Source organism: Pseudomonas sp. Z8(2022) (assembly GCF_025837155.1).
In the GTDB taxonomy this organism is placed as follows: domain Bacteria; phylum Pseudomonadota; class Gammaproteobacteria; order Pseudomonadales; family Pseudomonadaceae; genus Aquipseudomonas.
In genome coordinates this window covers 3,320,151-3,337,881 of record NZ_CP107549.1, presented here as the reverse complement: position 1 = coordinate 3,337,881, position 17,731 = coordinate 3,320,151, and the positions used below count along the sequence as shown (strand labels likewise).

Annotated in this window: 15 protein-coding genes; 10 read left to right on the top strand and 5 right to left on the bottom strand. The window is 66.1% G+C overall.

The window, feature by feature from the left end; genetic code table 11:
* The first annotated feature begins 102 nt into the window (after nucleotides 1-102).
* Nucleotides 103-951, top strand: coding sequence for a universal stress protein (locus tag OEG79_RS15970; protein WP_264145942.1), 849 nt, complete (start codon nucleotides 103-105; stop codon nucleotides 949-951).
* A 2-nt stretch (nucleotides 952-953) separates the two neighbouring features.
* Here the strand turns inward: OEG79_RS15970 and OEG79_RS15965 are convergent, their stop codons facing one another.
* Both OEG79_RS15965 and olsB read right to left on the bottom strand, forming a co-directional pair.
* Nucleotides 954-1,730, bottom strand: coding sequence for a lysophospholipid acyltransferase family protein (locus OEG79_RS15965; protein WP_264145941.1), 777 nt, complete (start codon nucleotides 1,728-1,730; stop codon nucleotides 954-956).
* Nucleotides 1,731-1,807: 77 nt separating this feature from the next.
* Nucleotides 1,808-2,539 carry an L-ornithine N(alpha)-acyltransferase gene (olsB, locus tag OEG79_RS15960; RefSeq protein ID WP_264145940.1) on the bottom strand — a complete coding sequence of 244 codons (732 nt, stop codon included), beginning with the start codon at nucleotides 2,537-2,539 and terminating at the stop codon, nucleotides 1,808-1,810.
* Nucleotides 2,540-2,686: 147 nt separating this feature from the next.
* On the opposite strand from olsB, the gene OEG79_RS15955 reads away from it, so the two are divergent.
* The 9 genes from OEG79_RS15955 (at nucleotide 2,687) to OEG79_RS15915 (ending at nucleotide 13,994) form a co-directional block, all read left to right on the top strand.
* Nucleotides 2,687-3,577: an acyl-CoA dehydrogenase family protein gene (locus OEG79_RS15955; protein ID WP_264145939.1), complete on the top strand. Its 891-nt coding sequence runs from the start codon at nucleotides 2,687-2,689 to the stop codon at nucleotides 3,575-3,577.
* 66 nt (nucleotides 3,578-3,643) lie between these two features.
* Complete coding sequence (locus OEG79_RS15950; RefSeq protein WP_264145938.1) at nucleotides 3,644-4,429, top strand: MBL fold metallo-hydrolase; 786 nt, start codon at nucleotides 3,644-3,646, stop codon at nucleotides 4,427-4,429.
* 108 nt (nucleotides 4,430-4,537) lie between these two features.
* On the top strand, nucleotides 4,538-5,653 hold the full coding sequence (locus OEG79_RS15945) for a serine hydrolase domain-containing protein (RefSeq protein WP_264145937.1): 1,116 nt from the start codon (nucleotides 4,538-4,540) through the stop codon (nucleotides 5,651-5,653).
* A complete protein-coding gene (locus OEG79_RS15940; RefSeq protein WP_264145936.1) occupies nucleotides 5,650-5,970 on the top strand; it encodes an amidase in 321 nt (106 codons plus the stop codon). Before OEG79_RS15945 ends, OEG79_RS15940 begins: the two co-directional genes overlap by 4 nt.
* A 134-nt stretch (nucleotides 5,971-6,104) precedes the next feature.
* Nucleotides 6,105-6,677: a YceI family protein gene (locus OEG79_RS15935; protein ID WP_264145935.1), complete on the top strand. Its 573-nt coding sequence runs from the start codon at nucleotides 6,105-6,107 to the stop codon at nucleotides 6,675-6,677.
* The gene (locus OEG79_RS15930) at nucleotides 6,674-7,834 is read left to right on the top strand and encodes a phospholipase D-like domain-containing protein (protein ID WP_413247514.1); all 1,161 of its coding nucleotides are present in this window, start codon (nucleotides 6,674-6,676) and stop codon (nucleotides 7,832-7,834) included. Before OEG79_RS15935 ends, OEG79_RS15930 begins: the two co-directional genes overlap by 4 nt.
* Before the next feature lie 195 nt (nucleotides 7,835-8,029).
* Complete coding sequence (locus OEG79_RS15925; protein ID WP_264145933.1) at nucleotides 8,030-9,823, top strand: DUF1302 domain-containing protein; 1,794 nt, start codon at nucleotides 8,030-8,032, stop codon at nucleotides 9,821-9,823.
* 27 nt (nucleotides 9,824-9,850) lie between these two features.
* Complete coding sequence (locus OEG79_RS15920) at nucleotides 9,851-11,218, top strand: DUF1329 domain-containing protein (protein WP_264145932.1); 1,368 nt, start codon at nucleotides 9,851-9,853, stop codon at nucleotides 11,216-11,218.
* Nucleotides 11,219-11,387: 169 nt separating this feature from the next.
* Nucleotides 11,388-13,994: a LuxR C-terminal-related transcriptional regulator gene (locus OEG79_RS15915; protein WP_264145931.1), complete on the top strand. Its 2,607-nt coding sequence runs from the start codon at nucleotides 11,388-11,390 to the stop codon at nucleotides 13,992-13,994.
* A 269-nt stretch (nucleotides 13,995-14,263) separates the two neighbouring features.
* On the opposite strand, the gene OEG79_RS15910 is transcribed toward OEG79_RS15915, so the two are convergent.
* The 3 genes from OEG79_RS15910 to OEG79_RS15900 all read right to left on the bottom strand — a co-directional run bounded on the left by OEG79_RS15910 (nucleotide 14,264) and on the right by OEG79_RS15900 (nucleotide 17,726).
* The gene (locus OEG79_RS15910; RefSeq protein WP_264145930.1) at nucleotides 14,264-15,607 is read right to left on the bottom strand and encodes a short-chain fatty acid transporter; all 1,344 of its coding nucleotides are present in this window, start codon (nucleotides 15,605-15,607) and stop codon (nucleotides 14,264-14,266) included.
* Between the two features lie 156 nt (nucleotides 15,608-15,763).
* Complete coding sequence (locus OEG79_RS15905; RefSeq protein ID WP_264145929.1) at nucleotides 15,764-16,945, bottom strand: acetyl-CoA C-acetyltransferase; 1,182 nt, start codon at nucleotides 16,943-16,945, stop codon at nucleotides 15,764-15,766.
* A gap of 124 nt (nucleotides 16,946-17,069) precedes the next feature.
* Complete coding sequence (locus OEG79_RS15900) at nucleotides 17,070-17,726, bottom strand: CoA transferase subunit B (protein ID WP_264145928.1); 657 nt, start codon at nucleotides 17,724-17,726, stop codon at nucleotides 17,070-17,072.
* Nucleotides 17,727-17,731: the final 5 nt, after the last annotated feature.

Genomic DNA, 17,731 nt, shown 5'->3' with positions numbered 1-17,731 from the left:
ACTCTAGTGCGCTTTAGTGGAGCTGGCCTGACCTGCATCAAGGGGAACGGCGCCGGCAGGCGCTTGAATGTAACTCGGTGTTGAACCCATGGAGGAAACGAAATGATCAAGATTCTGGTAGCGACCGATTTGTCCGAGCGTTCGGCGCATGCGGTGCAGCGCGCCGTGCAACTGGTGCGTCGCCAGGGGGGCGGCGAATGGACCCTGCTGCATGTGATCGATGACGATGCGCCGGCCGCGCACGTGCAGCGTCAGGTGCAGCAGGCGGAAACTCTTCTGCTGGCCCAGGCCGAGCGCCTGGGTGAGCAGGCCGGCAGCGTGCCGAGAGTGATCGTCGGCACCGGCGAAGCGGCTGCGGTGATCGTCGAAAGCGCGCGTGGAATGGGCGCCGATCTGCTGGTGGTCGGAGCGCATCGCAAATCGGCGCTGCGTGATTTCTTCGTCGGCACCACGCTCGAGCGCGTCGTGCGCAGCAGCCATCTGCCGGTGCTGCGAGTCAACGGGCCGGTAACCCACGAGTACCGCCGGGCCGTACTGGCAATGGACCTCTCGCGCACCTCGCAGCAGGCTTTGCAGCGCGCCCGTGAGCTGGGCCTGGCGAGCCTGGACAGCCTGCATGTGGCCAGTGCGGTCGAGCCGGTGGCAGCAGGCGCGATGATGGAGGCGGGTATCAGCGCCGAAGTGCTGGAGAACCAGCGCGAGCTGCTGCGTCAGCAACTGGTGGAACGTCTGGACGCTGTCGGCGCGTCGCTCAGTCAGGAGCGTCTGCTGGTGCAGATCGGATCGCCCGAAGGAGTGGTCGGCGAGGCTCTGCGGCAGTCCGGCGCCGACTTGCTGGTGCTCGGTACCCATGCCCGTGAAGGCGCGTCGCGTTTTTTCCTTGGCAGCGTAGCCAGCCGACTGCTGGGCACGCTCGACAGCGACGCGCTGATCGTGCCGCCGGCCGGCTGAGGCTAGGCGGCCTCGGCTGGCCCTTGCGATGCCGCGTCCGCTTGCAGGACGCCGGCGATGATGGCCTGGCTGTGCCGAGCCAGCTCGTTGCGGCTGCGTGACTGGCTGGGAATCGGCTGCAAGAGGCGGATTTCCACGTCGCAGGCCGAGGCCGAAAGCAGGCGCAGCAGGTGCGAGAGCATGTCGTCGTCGCCCACGAAAGGCGCCACCGGACAGGGCTGGCCATTGCGCAGATAACGGATGGCCACCGGTTGTACGGCCACGCCGCTGTCGATGGCGCTGCTCATCAGGCGCCCGTGGAAGGTTCGCAGGGCCAGACCGTCGGTGGTGGTGCCTTCGGGGAAGATCAGCAGGTGATGGCCCTGCTGCAGATGGCGGGTGAGCTGTTGCCCGACCTGGCCGCTGTCACCGGCGCCGCGCCGGATGAACAGCGTACCGCCCTTGTGCGCCAGCCAGCCGGCCAGCGGCCAGTCGCGCACTTCCGCCTTGGACAGGAACGACAGCGGCTGCAGGGCGCCGAGCAGCGGGATGTCGGTCCAGGACACATGATTGGCCACCCATAGCATCGGCTGCGCCGGCAGCTCGCCTTCGACGCGGACGCGAAACGGCAGGGCGCTGCCCAGTCGGGCGAGGAACCAGCGCGTCAGGCGCTGGCGCAGGGGCATCAGGTCGTGGCGCACGATGCGTTCACAGAGGCTGACGATGCCGGCCAGCAGCGTGCCGAAGGCGATGACCAGAGCCAGATGCAGCAGGCGCAGGGAAAGGCGCAGTCGGGCCATGAAGGACTCCAGGTGAGAAAGCCGGCCTCTGTCTACAGGGCCTTCATGGGCGATGCAAGTTTTCCGTATACGCGCCCTCAGACGGCTGCCTTGAAATGCCGGGCGTAGCGCGGGCACAGCTCGTCGCGCTTGAGCAGGATGAACACGTCGGCTACCTGGAAGTCCCTGTCCCAGCAGGGTTCGCCGCAGATCTTCGCGCCCAGGCGCATGTAGGCCTTGAGTAGCGGCGGCATCTCGGCGATGACGTTGCCTGGCAGATCCAGCTGCGGCAGCGGGTGCCTGGGTTCGGCCCGCAGGTGCTCGGTGCACAGGTAGCGCTCGCGCAGGCGCTGCATGATGGCCCGGGCCTGGATGCCGCCGTCCTGCATTGAGATGCTGGCGCAGCCCATCAGGTAGCGGTAGCCACCTTCGTTGAGTATCTCGGCCAGCTCACCCCAGAGCACGGCGATGGTGGCGCCGTTGCGGTAGGCGCCATCGACGCAGGTGCGGCCGATTTCCAGCACCGGGCCTTCGAGACCGGCCAGGCCGTGCAGGGCGAATTCCTCTTCGCTGTAGTAGCCACCGAGGCCGGCAGCGGCCTGGTGATCGAGCAGGCGGGTGGTGGCCACCAGTTGACCGCTTTGCAGATCACGTACGCCGATATGCCGGCAGTGGATGTCGTAGTGGTCCCTGTCCAGACCCAATTCGGCGCCATCGAGCCTGGCGCCGAATTCCGCGCTGAACACGCGGTAGCGCAGGGCCTGGGCTTCACGCAGGGCGACGGGGCCTTGCAGGCGTTCAGCCTGCAGGCGACGGGCGTTTTCAGTCATGCCAGATCCTCTGTATGCCGGCTGGACGCTTGCAGCCGGTCGATCTTGTTGGGCAAGCTCAGGCTAGGTAGCTGCGGTGTCGCCACCGTGAAGCTTTTTTGATGCTTGTGTGACGGCAGCCCGGGGGCTGCTGCGAGGAGAGTCGCGATGCCCTGGTCGAGCCTGTTTCAGCCCGTCGAGCGTCTGAATGCCGAAGCCGGGCTGGAAGACTGGTACGCGCGCCTGCTGGCGCGGCTGGGCGGTACTCCGCAACCCTTCGAGCTGGCGCTGCTGGGCGGTTTGCAGGCGGCCACGCCGGGTCTGGCCTTTCTCGCCGGCTACCAGGCCGCATTGCGCGTGCTGTGGCCGGCGGCGCCGTGGACGGCCGGCGCACTGTGCGTGACGGAGAATCGCAGCACCCGCCCGGCGGACATGAACACCCGCATCGAAGGCCTGCAGATCAGTGGCCGCAAGGATTTCGTCACCGCCGCCGAATACGCCGACTGGCTGCTGGTGGCCGCGCGCGAGGAGGGCGAAGGGCAGATGCCGCGCCTGGCTCTCGGCGTGGTGCGTCAGGGGGCGCCGGGTGTGCGCATCGAGCCGCTGCCGGCGCTGCCGCTGATGCCCGACATCGGTCATGCGCGTCTGCATCTGCAGCAGGCGCAGGGTGAACGCCTGGCTGGCGACGGCTGGGACGCCTACGTCAAACCCTTTCGCACTCTGGAAGACACCCATGTGCTCACGGCGGTGAGCGCCTGGCTGTTCGGCATCGGCCGCGAGAGTTGCTGGCCGGACGCTCTGCTGTTGCGCCTGCAGGCGCTGCTCGCCGGCTGCGCCGAGGTGGCGCGGCAGGAGCCGAATGCGCCCGCCACGCACCTGCTGCTGGCCGGGCTGTTCGCCGAGCAACAGGCCCTGGCTGGCGAGCTGGATGCCGCCCTCGCCGCCGGGCCTGCCGGCTGGGCCGAGTTGTGGCAGCGCGACAAGGGTCTGCTGCGCATCGCCGAGGCGGCGCGGGCCAAACGCCTGGAGAAAGCGCGGCACATTGTCGCCGGCTTTTGATCCATATCAGTACCGCAATGCTGGCGTGCGCATAAGGTTGTTTCGCGATTCATCTACGAGGTTTCCATGCGCCGCGAGCCTATCGTGCTGTTCGATAACGGCAGCCACCAATGCCTGATGTTCGATGACCTGGTCAGCGGCGAAGGCGTTCAGTCCAACCAGTTCCTGATCACCGACAACGAGCAGTACCTGTTGCTCGACCCGGGCGGCGATCTGACCTACACGCCCCTGTCGCTGGAACTGTCCAAGCACATTCCGGTGCAGGACCTGACCTACATCTTCGCCTCGCACCAGGACCCGGACATCATCGCCTCCCTGGACAAATGGCTGCTGCACACCCGTGCGCGGGTGATTTGCTCCAAGCTGTGGGCGCGCTTCCTGCCGCACCTGACCGCCAACTACCTGGCGCTGAGCCGGGGCATCAACACCTACGACCGCATCATTGCGCTGCCCGACCGTGGCCAGAGCATTCCGCTGGGCAAGTGCAACCTCAAGGCCGTGCCGGCGCACTTCCTGCACTCGGTGGGCAACTTCCAGGTGTACGACCCGGTGAGTAAGATCCTCTTCTCCGGCGACATGGGCGCTTCGCTGGTCGATGACGCCACACCGGTGCGCGACTTCGTCAACCATGTGCCGAACATGGAAGGCTTCCACCGCCGCTACATGGCCGGCAACAAGGCCTGTCGCCTGTGGGCGGCGATGGTGCGCGAGATGGATGTGGCGATGATCGTGCCGCAGCATGGCCGGCCTTTCGTTGGTCCGGAAATGATCAGTGCCTTCCTCTACTGGATCGAGAACCTCGAGTGCGGTCTCGACCTGATGGGCCCGGAAGATTACCAACTGCCCAAGTGACGGCAGGGGCGCGCTGCCCGAATGAGCCGCGGAGATGGCGCAACAGGCCCTTCAAGCAGCCATCTTCGCCATGCTAGGGTGCGCCTCGGTCATTAACCGAGGCCCATCATGCTCACCCCTTCTCTTCGTCGACTGAGCCTGGCGCTCGGTCTCAGCCTGCTCGCCAGCACCGCTCTGGCGGAAAACTGGCCGCAACCCGACTGGCAGAGCCAGCCCCGTACCGAGAGCGCTGCGCTGGCCGCGCTCGAAGACTATGCCTTTGCCGAACGCAATGACGCCGAGCGCAAGGGCGTACGCACCGATGCGCTGCTGGTGATCCGCGACGGGCAGATCGTCTACGAGCGCTATGCCGAGCCGACCACGGCGCAGACCGCGCATCTTTCCTGGTCGATGGCCAAGAGTCTGCTGGCCACCACCCTGGGTGTGGCCTACGGCGAAGGACGTTTCAAGCTCGATGCGCCGGCCGCGCAGTACTATCCGGCGATGGCCGAACATCCGCAGATCAAGATCGGCCATCTGCTCAACTGGGCCTCGGGTCTGGCCTGGGAAGAGGACTACGAGTACGCGCCGCTGAAGTCCTCGGTGGTAGCCATGCTCTACACCCGTGGGCGTGCCGACATGGCCGCCTTCACCGCTGCACACGCAGCTGATGCAGCAGCGGGTACGCGCTTTCGCTACTCCAGTGGCGACAGCAACGTGCTGGCTGCCGCACTGCGCGGCATGGTTGGCGAGCAGGCCTACGCCGATTATCCCTGGACCGCGCTGTTCGAGCCGCTGGGCATCAGCAGCGCTACCTGGGAGCGCGATGCCAGCGGCACCTTCATCGCATCGTCCTACGCCTACATGACAGCGCGCGATCTGGCCCGGGTCGGCCTGCTGATGCAACGTGGCGGTCGCTGGGGCGAACGCCAGTTGTTGCCGCAGGCCTGGGTCGATTTCGTTTCCACGCCGTTCGCCGGTTATCAGCCACAGGGCTTCGCGCCAGGCGACGCGGTGCCGGGTGGGCACTGGTGGCTCAACGCAGAACTGCCGGGCAGCACGCGACCCTGGCCGGATGCACCGGCCGATACCATCGCCGCGCTGGGCCATTGGGGCCAGGGGCTGTACGTGCTGCCGCAGGAGAAACTGGTGGTGGTGCGCTACGCCGATGACCGCGACCGCAGCTTCCAGCACAACGAGTTGCTCAGGCGCGTGCGTGCGGCATTTGCGGAGGTGCAGCCATGATTCGTCGTCACCCGATTCTCAGCGTGCTGGCGCTGCTGCTGATTCTGCTGCTGGCCTGGGCCTGGCCGAATCGCGCACATCTGGCGGCGTTCCCCGACATCATCGGTGCCTATACGGCCAAGGAGTATTGCTCCTGCCGTTACGTCAGCGGCAATCCGGCGAATTATTGCGAAGGCTATGTTGCGCAGTACGTGCCGATCAGCAGCCTGCTCGACGACCAGGATGCCAAACGTGTTACCGCCAGTGGCCTGGGCCGCACACACAGCGCTGTCTGGCTGGGCGAGCGGCAGGGTTGCCAGTTGCTGCCGAACGACTAGACCCTGTCCGGCAGTTGCGGATTTTATCGGGGCTAAGGGGCATGGCCATCGGCACAATGGCTCTGGAGCAGGGCTTTGCAAGCCTCGTTGTGGCGACTATCGTTGCCGCCTGGTCATGCCGTTTGCGAGTTCTCATGCGCCGTTCGCTTGTTGCCCTGTTGCTGGCTGCCGCCTTGCCCGTTCACGCCGACTGGTATCTGGACAACGAGTCCTCGCGACTGTCGTTCATTTCCACGCACTCCGGCAGTCAGTCGGAGGTGCATCGCTTCCTCACCCTGCACGGTCAGATCGCCGCCGATGGGCGCGCGCGCCTGCGCGTGGACCTGGACTCGCTGAGCACCGGCATCCCGCTGCGCGACGAACGTCTGCGTGCCATGTTGTTCGACACCTCGCGTCTGCCCGAGGCGCGTGTCAGTGCCCAGGTAGATCTGGCGCAATTCACCGACCTGGCGCCCGGCGCGCAGCTGGAGTTGCGCCTGCCCCTGCAACTGACCCTCAACGAGCACAGCCGCGAGCTGGACAGCGAACTGCTGGTCACCCGTCTCGATGAGCGTCGTTTCCAGGTGGTGACCCTGGCGCCGCTGGTACTGCACGCCGAAGACTTCGCCCTGGCCGGCGGCATCGAGGCGCTGCGCAAGGTCGCCGATCTGCCCGCCATCAGTCTTTCGGTGCCGGTGGGCGCCGTGCTGATCTTCACGGCGCGTTGAGCGTGCACGCGCGCGGTCGCATCTTTCCCTGGCGCGGCGGCAATCGCTTCGAGTTGCTGCTGGACGGGCCGGCGTTCTTTCCGCGCATGCTGGCGGCCATCGACGGCGCCCGCCAGCAGGTGGAAATCGAGCTGTACCTGATCGAGGACGGCCGCTGCAGCGAGCGCCTGGTCGATGCCCTGTGCCGGGCAGCCGAGCGAGGCATCACGGTGCGTGGCCTGTTCGATGCCTATGGCGCGGCGGGGCTGGGCGCCGTGCTGCGTGAGCGCATGCTGGCTGCGGGGGTACAGCTGCGCTGGTACAACCCGCTGCGCTGGCGGCGGGGCATGCGCAATTTTCATCGCGATCACCGCAAGCTGTTGCTGGTGGATCAGTGCCTGGCCTATGTCGGAGGCACCGGCTCCACCGACGAATTCTGGCTGCCGGATGAGGCCCCCAGTCCCTGGCACGAAGTCATGGTGGAAATCGAGGGGCCGCTGGTGGGCGACTGGCAGCAGCTGTTCGAACAGCTCTGGCATGCGCGTTTTTCCTGGCGCCCGAGCCACCAGCCGGTTGCGCTGAGCCTGCCCGAATGTCCGCCAGCCGGTGTCGGCCTGGGGCGGGTGGCCTACGCCAATGCGGCGCAGCATCGTGACATCGTGCTTTCATTGCTGCGTGCGCTGAAGGGCGCCAGACAGCGCGTCTGGCTGGCGACGCCGTACTTTCTGCCCACCTGGAAGATCCGCCGAGCCCTGCGCCGTGCTGCGGCCCGTGGTGTCGAGGTGCGCCTGCTGCTGGCCGGGCGCAATACCGACCATCCGCCGGTGCGTTTCGCCGGTCAGCGCTACTACCCCAAGCTGCTCAGGGCCGGTGTGCGCATCTTCGAATACCAGCCGCGTTTCCTGCATCTGAAGATGGTGCTGGTGGACGACTGGGTCAGTGTCGGTTCGTGCAACTTCGACCACTGGAACCTGCGCTTCAACCTCGACGCCAACGTCGAGGCGCTCGACCCAGGTCTGACCCAGGCGGTGGCGGCGAGCTTCATCGACGACTTCGCCAACAGCCGCGAAATCACGCTCGACGACTGGCGCCAGCGGCCCTGGTGGCGCCGCACGCAGCAACGGCTGTGGGGCTGGCTGGACCGCCTGGCGGTGAACCTGCTCGATCGCTGGCGCTGAGCCTGTCCGCCATAAAGTTCCCTGTCCCTTTGATGATCCGTCATTCAGCAAGTTGAGGTCGGCTCGCGTACGCCCGCGTCAGGGCGGCATTCATCCTTTCGGGCGACAGGTGAAATCCCTCCTTGGTGCGCTTATCCGAGGTGGGGTCGCTGCGTAGGGTTTCCTGCAGTTGCACCCCCACTTCAGGAGACCCGCATGACAAGAACAACAGGGCCCGGACTATTCCAGCCGCACACCTTGGCTTTGGCCGTTGCCGTCGGTTTCGCCGCCCCGGCACAGGCCGTCAATTTCAATATCGGTGAGATCGAGGGGCAGTTCGACAGCTCGCTGTCGGTCGGTGCCAGCTGGTCGATGCGCAGCCCGGATCGTGACCTGATCGGCCCCAACAACGGCGGCCAGGGCCAGTCGCAGACCGGTGACGACGGCCGGCTGAACTTCAAGAAGGGCGAGACCTTCTCGAAGATCTTCAAGGGCATCCACGACCTTGAGTTGCGCTATCGCGATACCGGTGTGTTCGTGCGTGGCAAGTACTGGTACGACTTCGAACTCAAGGACGAGCACCGCCTGTTCAAGGACATCGACGATCACAACCGCAAGGAGGGCGCCAAGTCCGCCGGGGCGGAAATCCTCGATGCTTTCATCTACCACAACTACGCCATCGGCGATCTGCCGGGTACAGTGCGTGTCGGTAAGCAGGTGGTGAGCTGGGGCGAGAGCACCTTCATCGGCAATAGCATCAACTCGATCAACCCGATCGACGCGGCTGCCTTCCGCCGTCCCGGCGCCGAGATCAAGGAAGGTCTGATCCCGGTCAACATGCTCTATCTGTCGCAGGGCCTGACCGACCGCCTGAGCATGGAGGCCTTCTATCAGCTGGAGTGGGACCAGACCATCGCCGACAACTGCGGCACCTTCTTCTCCACCGCCGATGTGGCGGCCGATGGCTGCGACAGCGGTTACCACGTCGGCTCTCCGGCCATCGCCGGGCTCGAGCCAGTGGCTGCCGGCGCCGGCCAGGGCTTCCGGGTCGATGACGAGGGCGTGATCATTCCCCGTGCCGGCGACCGTGACGCCCGCGACAGCGGACAGTGGGGTGTTGCCCTGCGCTGGCTGGGCGACGAGACCGAGTACGGCCTGTACTTCATGAACTACCACAGTCGCACGCCCATCGTCGGTACGCAGAACGCCGGCCTGGCGACCCTGGCAGCCCTGCCCGGGATCATCGGCACCGCCGAAGGCATCGTGCCGGGCAGCGGCGCCGGCCTGGCGCAGAGCGTGATGCTCGGCAACGGCCGCTACTTCCTCGACTACCCCGAGGACATTCGCCTGTACGGTGCGAGCTTCTCCACCACCCTGCCTACCGGTACCGCGTGGAGCGGCGAGATCAGTTACCGGCCGAACATGCCGCTGCAGATCAACACCACGGACCTGACCCTGAGCCTGGTCAACCCCATCGCACCGGGCACCTCGCCAGTCAGTGCTGGGCCGGGCGAGGACAACATCGGCTACCGGCGCAAGGAAGTGACCCAGGTGCAGACCACCTTCACCCACTTCTTCGATCAGGTCATGGGTGCCGGCCGCTTCACTCTGGTGGGCGAGATCGGCATGGCTCACGTCGGCGGTCTGGAGAGCCGCGACAAGATGCGCTACGGCCGCGATTCGCTGTTCGGTGCCTACGGCTTCGAGGGTGACACCCACGGTTTCGTCACCAGCACCTCCTGGGGCTACCGCGTGCGCGGCCTGTGGGAGTACAGCAACGTGTTCGCCGGGGTCAACCTCAAGCCGAACATCTCCTGGTCGCATGACGTCGACGGCTACGGCCCCAACGGCCTGTTCAACGAAGGCAGCAAGGCCGTGAGCATCGGCATCGACGCCGACTATCGCAATACCTACACCGCCAGCCTGTCGTACACCGACTTCTTTGGCGGCGATTACAACATCGCGGTCGACCGCGACTTCCTGGCGCTCAGCTTCGGCGTGAGCTTCTAGGCCATCAGGATCAGTTGAGGAATGCAGATGAATACAACCCTGAAGATGCTTGGCGCGCTGTCCCTGAGCCTGCTGGCCGGTAGCGTGCTCGCTGCGGTCAGTGAACAGGAAGCAGCCAAGCTCGGTACCAGCCTGACCCCGCTGGGCGCGGAGATGGCCGGCAACAATGCCGGTACCATCCCGGCCTGGACCGGCGGCCTGGCCAGCGACGCCGGGCAGGTCGATGCCCGTGGCTTTCTGAGTGATCCCTTTGCCGGCGAGCAGCCGCTGTTCACCATCACTGCGCAGAACCTGGACCAGTACCGCGACCGCCTTACCGCCGGCCAGCTGGCGATGTTCCAGCGCTATCCGGAAAGCTACCGAATGCCGGTCTATCCGACCCATCGCAGCGCGGCCGTGCCGGATCGTATCTACGAGGCTGCCAGAACCAGCGCGCTGAACACCGGGCTGGTGGAGGGGGGCAACGGCCTGACCAACTTCAAGCACAGCCGCTACTACGCCTTCCCGATCCCGCAGAACGGTCTGGAAGTGGTGTGGAACCACATCACCCGTTATCGCGGCGGCAACCTCAAGCGCAGCATCGTCCAGGCCTCGCCGCAGACCAACGGCTCCTACACCCTGGTGAACTTCGAGGATGAGGTGGCGGTGCCCGACGACCTGCCGGACATCGATCCGGCCAAGGCCGAGAACACCCTGCTGCTGTTCAAGCAGCGGGTCACCGCGCCGCCGCGTCTGGCCGGCAACGTGCTGCTGGTGCACGACTCGCTCGACCAGGTGCGCGAGCCGCGCATGGCGTGGATCTACAACGCCGGTCAGCGCCGTGTGCGCCGCGCTCCGCAGGTAGCCTACGACGGTCCGGGTACTGCCGCCGACGGCCTGCGCACCACCGACAACTTCGACATGTTCAGCGGTGCGCCGGATCGTTACGACTGGAAGCTGGTGGGCAAGCGCGAGGCGTTCATCCCCTACAACAACTTCCGCCTGGCCTCGCCGCAGGTGAAGTACAGCGACATCCTCAAGGCCGGCCATATCAACCAGGACCTGGCGCGCTACGAGCTGCACCGGGTATGGGAAGTGGAAGCCACGCTGAAGAGCGGCGAGCGCAACATCTACGCCAAGCGTCGCTTCTTCGTCGATGAGGATTCCTGGCAGATCGCCATGTCCGAGCATTACGACGGTCGTGGTCAGCTCTGGCGTGTCGGCGAGGCGCTGCTGTTCCAGCAGTACGACAAGAAGATCCCGGTGTACGCGCTGGAAGCCCTCTACGACGTGATCGCTGGCCGCTACATCGCCATCGGCATGGCCAACGAGGAACGCTCCGCGGTGCAGTACGGCACCCAGGCCTCGGCCAAGGACTTCACCCCGGCCGCACTGCGTAACGCCGGCGTTCGCTGACCCGACTGCCGCCTGAACAAGCCGGTGGCGCCCAGTGCGTCACCGGCTTTTTTGTGCCTGCCCCTCTCCCGTGAATCTCGCGCCATAAGCGTCAAGGGGTGGTCGTGGGCGGTGATCGGGGTACCATCGGCGGGTGGTTCAACAACGACAAACAGAGAGAACCGCTGCCATGCCGACCCTTGCCATCGCCCGCCCGACTGCGCTGCAGGCGCAACCTGTCGATCTACCGCGGCTGCCGCCATGCGTTGTGTCCAGACCCGCCTTGCAGCAGCGCCTGCTCGCCAGCGAGTCGCGCCTGCGCCTGCTGTGCGCGCCCGCTGGTACCGGCAAGAGCGTGCTGCTCGGCCAGTGCGCGCGGCAGACGCCAGCCGCCGTCGGGCGGGTCTGGCTCGATCTCGCCGGGCGCAGCCTGACGCCGGCGCAACTGTGTAGGCGGCTGGCCGCAGCCATGCAGGTGCCGGGCGAGGAGGTCAGCGAAAGCGTACTGATCGATCATCTGCATGAGCGCTCGGGACGTCTGTGGATCTTTATCGACGACTATCCGCGGCAGGCCGACGAAGCGCTCGATGCCTGCCTCGACCGTCTGTTCGCCGCAGCGCCGGCGCATGTCACCTGGTGGGTCGCCAGCCGCCGTACACCAGCCTGGAACCTGCCGCGCCTGCTGCTGCAGGGTGACCTGCTGGAGCTCAAGGGCGAAGAGCTGGCGCTGGATGAGGCCGGACTGAGCGAGCTGCTGGCGGCCCTGCAGGTCGGGATGGCCGATGATCTGCGGCAGACGTTGCTGGCGCGCAGCGAAGGCTGGCTGGCGGCGATTCGTCTGCTGCTGCTCGATGCCGACGAAGACGCGCTGCGTCAGCGCTTGCACGATGGCTGTCCGGTGCTGCGCGACTATGTGCAGCGTGAGGTACTGGACGATCTGGACCAGGAGTTGCGCAGCGATCTGCATGCGCTGGCCTTGTTGCCGCGTTTTTCCCTGTCGCTCTGCGAGCATCTGCTGGACGGCCGTGGTGCCGAGCTGCCGAGCGAGCTGCAGCGACGTCAGTTGTTCGTGCGCTGTCTCGACAGCAGCGGCACCTGGTTCCGCCTGTGGCGGCCGCTGGCCGAGGTGCTGCGGCGCCTGCCGGGGGCACCGGTGCCGGCCTCGATTCATGTGCGCGCCTGTCAGTGGTTCGCCCAGCATGGCGACGTCCGCGAGGCGGTCGAGCATGCCCTGCAGGCGGGGCAGGTCGAGGTCGCGGTCAACTATCTGCAGCGCTTCGATCAGGAACAGTTGCTGCAGGGCCACTCGGTCGCGCAACTGCTGCAATGGCGCGCGGAGCTGCCGGACTGGTTGTTCGCCAGTTCGCCGCGGCTGATCGTGCTGCAGGCCTGGGCTTTGATCATCTGCGCCCGTTTCGACGAGGCCAGCGCCTGCATCAAGGGGCTGGCGCATTTCATGCCGCAACCCGATGAGCGGCGTCAGCGCAAGCTGATCGCCCATTGGCAGGCGCTGTCGGGCGTGCTGGCGCGTCAGTGTGGGCGTCGCGATGCGCGGCTGCACTGCCAGGAGGCGCTGCAGATGCTGGACGAGGGCAGCTGGTCGCAGAGCGTGCTCTGTTACCAGGCGCTGGCCCAGCAGCATATGGCCGAGCACGCTCTGGACCAGGCCAAGCAGGCGCTGGACCAGGGCCTGCGACTGGCGCGGCTGAATGGCAGCCTGATTTACGAAGCCCTGCTCATTACCGATCATTGCCTGCTGCTGAAGATGCGCGGCGAGACCGGGCGTGCAGTCGAGCTGGCCGAGCAGACGCTGGCACTGCTGCGTGAAGGTTTCAGCCACAGCCCGGTGGTCGCCCGCCTGCTGCTGGTACGGGCCAGCCTGCTGGCGCGCCAGGGACTGGATGAGGAGGCGCAGCAGGCGTATCGCCTGGGGCTGCAGGAAGCCGAGCATTGCGAGGATGCCTACATCATTTCCGGCTACCTGGGGCTGCTGGAGCTGGCCGAGAGTCGTGGTGACCTCGAAGAGGCGCACCAGTGGCTGCAGAAGGCCGAGCGGGTGATGCAGTGGTCGCGGGTGCCGGAGGTGCGTTACCGCTGCGTGCTGCAGTTGCAGACCGGGCGTTTGCTGATGCGTCAGGGACAGACGGGACGTGCGCGTGAACTGCTCGCGCAGACCCTGCAACAGTTGCAGCAGCGCCAGCAGCTGGCGCCCTCCGAGTTCTACGACCTGCTGCCGCGCTTGCGCCACAGCCTGGCGATCAGCGATCTGCTGCTCGGCCATCAGGCTGCCGCCGAACATGCGTTGCGCCTGCTGCTGGATGAAAGCCAGCTTGCCGGCCATCGCACCCTGGCCTGCGAGTGTCGGGTCAGCCTGGCTGAGGCGCTACTGGCGCAGGGGCAGCTGGAGCAGGCCGATGAGCTGTTGCAGCAGGCCATCGGCGAGGCACGGCAACTGCGTCTGTTGCGGCCTCTGCAGGATCTGCAGCAACGCCAGCCGCAATGGCTGGAACGCATGCTGCCGGGTGAGACCGGGCAGAACCTGCACCAGCGTCTGTTCGAGCCATCGTCGGCGCTGGATCAACCGGCCAGCGCCGGGACCGCACTGCTCAGCTCGCGCGAGCTGGCTGTACTGCAGCTGATCGCGCAGGGCTGTTCCAACCAGGAAATCGCCGATCGCCTGTTCATCTCGCTGCACACGGTCAAGACCCATGCGCGGCGGATCAACGTGAAGCTCGGTGTGCAGCGGCGCACCCAGGCCGTGGCCATGGCCAAGGCGCAGGGGCTGATGGGGGATTGAGTTCGGCCTGCTGCGAGTCGGCGCTGCTGCGTTAGAAGCAAGCTAGCAATGCTCATGTACAAGAGTACAGTCGCCCGCGACTCCGACCGTTGCTCGCCTCCTTCTGCCTTGCATCGCTCTAGCTCGCGAGGCTTCACAGGGAGTTGATCGCGAGAGGGTAAAAAAAGTGAACGTTCAGCCAGTGGGGTGGGCTTTAGCCCACCTGGGTTGGTCAGCGTGGGCTGAAGCGGATCGCCGCCCAGCCCACCCTGCAAGGCCTAGCTGCCTGGTCAGCCGAGGAAGTAGAACGCACCGCTGATCACCACGCCCGAGTACAGCAGCATGATCAGGCAGTAGCCCATGATGTCGCGGGCGCCGAGGCCGACGATGCCGAGCAGTGGCAGCGCCCAGAACGGCTGGATCATGTTGGTCCAGGCGTCACCCCAGGCAATCGCCATGGCGGTGACGGTTGGCGAGACGCCCAGTGCCTGCGCAGCCGGCAGCATGATCGGGCCTTGCACGGCCCACTGGCCGCCACCGGAGGGTACGAACACGTTGACCACGCCGGCGCTGAGGAAGGCCAGCAGCGGGAAGGTGTCGGCCGACGACCAGGAAATGAATGCTTCGGTGATCTGCCGCCCGAGGGAGATGCCCTCGGCATTGGCGCCCATCATCATGCCCATGATCCCGGCGTAGAAGGGAAACAGCAGGACGATGCCGCCGATGCCGCGCACGCTCTCGTCCACTGCGCGCATGTAGCGCTCCGGGGTGCCGTGCATCAGCAGGCCGCTGAACAGGAAGATGGCGATGACCACATCCAGGCCGAGGACGAAGCCCTTGCTGGCGAAGTGGTTGAACAGGTAGATACCGGCCATGGCCACCAGGGCGAGGCCGAGAATACGGCTGTCGTCCAGGCGCTGCGCCGGGGTTTCGCGGGCCGGCAGTTCGGCGCGCGCTTCCACCAGCTTGGCCGGGTCGGCCACCTTGGCGCCCTGGCGCGGGTGCATGGCGCGGTTGAGCAGTGGCAGGCCGATGAACAGCAGGGCCACGATGGTCAGGTTCAGCGGGCTGAACAGGGTTTCGGTGATGCTCACCGGGTCGCTCAGCACACCAGCGGTAATACGCGCCAGGTCCGGCCCGCCAGTGGCCATGGACAACGGGATGGAGCCGGCCAGTCCGCCATGCCAGACCAGGAAACCCGAGTAGGCCGAGGCCACCAGCAGCGGGTAGTCGACACCATCGACCTTGCGCGCCAGGGCGCGCGCGAACACGGCGCCGATGACCAGGCCAAAGCCCCAGTTGACCCAGCAGCCGACCAGCGCCACCAGGGTGACCATGATGATCGCCTGGCCCGGTGTGCGCGCCATGCCGGCCAGACGGTCGAGGTGACGGTTGATGATCGGCGCGCTGGCCAGGGCGTGACCGGTGACGAAGATCAGTGCCATCTGCATGGCGAAGCCGAGCAGCGTCCAGAAGCCGCCGCTCCAGTGCTGCACCATGGCTGGCAATGACTGGCCGGTGGAGAGGATACCGGCGAGCAGAACGCCCAAGGTCAGGAGCGCAGAGAAAACGAACGGTGAGGGCAGGTACTTCTGTACCAGGCTCACGCTCATGCGAGTGAGGGTGTTGAACATGGGGTGATGCCTCTTTCTTATGGTTGTGTAAGGGCTTTAACCAGGTATTGGAGGTTGGCTACGCCTTCGAGTTGCAGGGGACATGATAAAGCCCGGCTGTCATCCGGGCTGACTGGCGTAGCCCGGATGACAGCCGGGCTACGGTGTTTCAGTTGCTCAGGTGCGCTCGATGGCCAGCGCCACACCCTGGCCGCCACCGATGCACAGCGTGGCCAGGCCTTTCTTTGCGTCGCGGCGGATCATCTCGTGCAGCAGGGTGACAAGCACACGACAGCCCGAGGCACCGATGGGGTGGCCCAGGGCGATGGCACCGCCGTTGACGTTGACCTTGTCGGTGTCCCAGCCCAGCTCCTGGCCGACCGAAAGCGCCTGGGCGGCGAAGGCCTCGTTGGCTTCGATCAGGTCCAGGTCGGCCAGGCTCCAGCCGGCCTTGTCCAGGCAGCGACGGGTGGCCGAGACCGGGCCGATGCCCATGATCGCCGGGTCGACGCCGGCATTGGCGTAGCCGGCGATCCTGGCCAGCACCGGCAGGCCCAGCGCTTGAGCCTTGGCCGCACTCATCAGCAGCACGGCGGCGGCGCCGTCGTTGAGGCTGGAGGCGTTGCCGGCGGTGACGCTGCCGTCCTTCCTGAAGGCTGGTTTCAGCTTGGCCAGAGATTCGGCGCTGGTGCCGGCACGCGGCTGCTCGTCACGGGCGAAGGCGATGGGGTCGCCCTTGCGCTGCGGGATCAGCACCGGGGTGATCTCTGCATCGAAACGGCCGGCCTCGATGGCGGCCACGGCCTTGCGCTGCGATTCGGCGGCGAAGGCGTCCTGGGCTTCGCGGCTGATGCCGTACTTCTCCACCAGGTTCTCGGCGGTGATGCCCATGTGATAGTCGTTGAAGGCATCCCACAGGCCGTCGACGATCATGCTGTCGAGCATCTGCGCATGACCCATGCGCAGGCCGGTGCGGGCCTTGGGCAGCACGTAAGGGGACTGGCTCATGTTCTCCATGCCGCCGGCGATGATCACCTCGGCATCGCCGCAGCGGATGGCCTGGGCCGCCAGGTGCAGGGCTTTCAGCCCCGAGCCGCAGACCTTGTTCAGGGTCATGGCCGGTACGGCATGCGGCAGGCCGGCGCGGATGGCGGCCTGGCGCGCCGGGTTCTGACCGGAGCCTGCGGTGAGCACCTGGCCGAGGATGACTTCATCGACCTGCGCGGCATCGAGGCCGGTCTGCTCCAGCAGGCGCCTGATGACGATGGCGCCGAGCTCGGGGGCGGGAATATCGGCCAGGCTGCCCTGGAAGCTGCCGATGGCGGTGCGGGTGGCGGCAACGATGACGACGTCTTGCATGGGATTGATCCTCTTGGCGTGGCAGAGCAAGAGCTTCGCGGATGAATCCGCTCCTACAGGGACAAATAAAAAACACCCCGGAGATACACCATACGTGGTGGCGTGCTCCGGGGCGGTAGACAACCTAGAACTGCATCTCCGGCACATGCTCGGGCACGATCAGCCTGCCGGCGGTCTTGGCGACGATTTCCTCGACGCTCACACCTGGCGCACGTTCGCGCAGGATGAAGGCGTTGTTCTCGATCTCCAGATAGGCCAGATCGGTCAGCACCTTGCGAATGCAGCCACAGCCGGTCAGTGGCAGGCTGCAATGCTCCAGCAGCTTGGACTCGCCGTCCTTGGAGGCGTGGGTCATGGTGACGATGATGTTCTCGGCACCGGCCACCAGGTCCATGGCGCCGCCCATGCCCTTGACCAGCTTGCCGGGGATCATCCACGAGGCGATGTTGCCGCGCACGTCCACCTCGAACGCGCCGAGCACGGTCAGGTCGACATGGCCGCCACGGATCATGGCGAAGGACTGCGAGGAGTCGAAGATCGCCGCGCCCTTGACCGCGGTGACGGTCTGCTTGCCGGCGTTGATCATGTCGGCGTCCACCTCCTCCTCGGTAGGGAAGGCGCCCATGCCGAGCAGGCCGTTCTCCGACTGCAGCATCACCTGCATGCCTTCGGGCACGTAGTTGGCCACCAGGGTGGGAATGCCGATGCCGAGGTTGACGTAGAAGCCGTCCTGCAGCTCGCGGGCCACGCGCTGGGCCATTTGTTCACGGGTTAGTGCCATGGTCT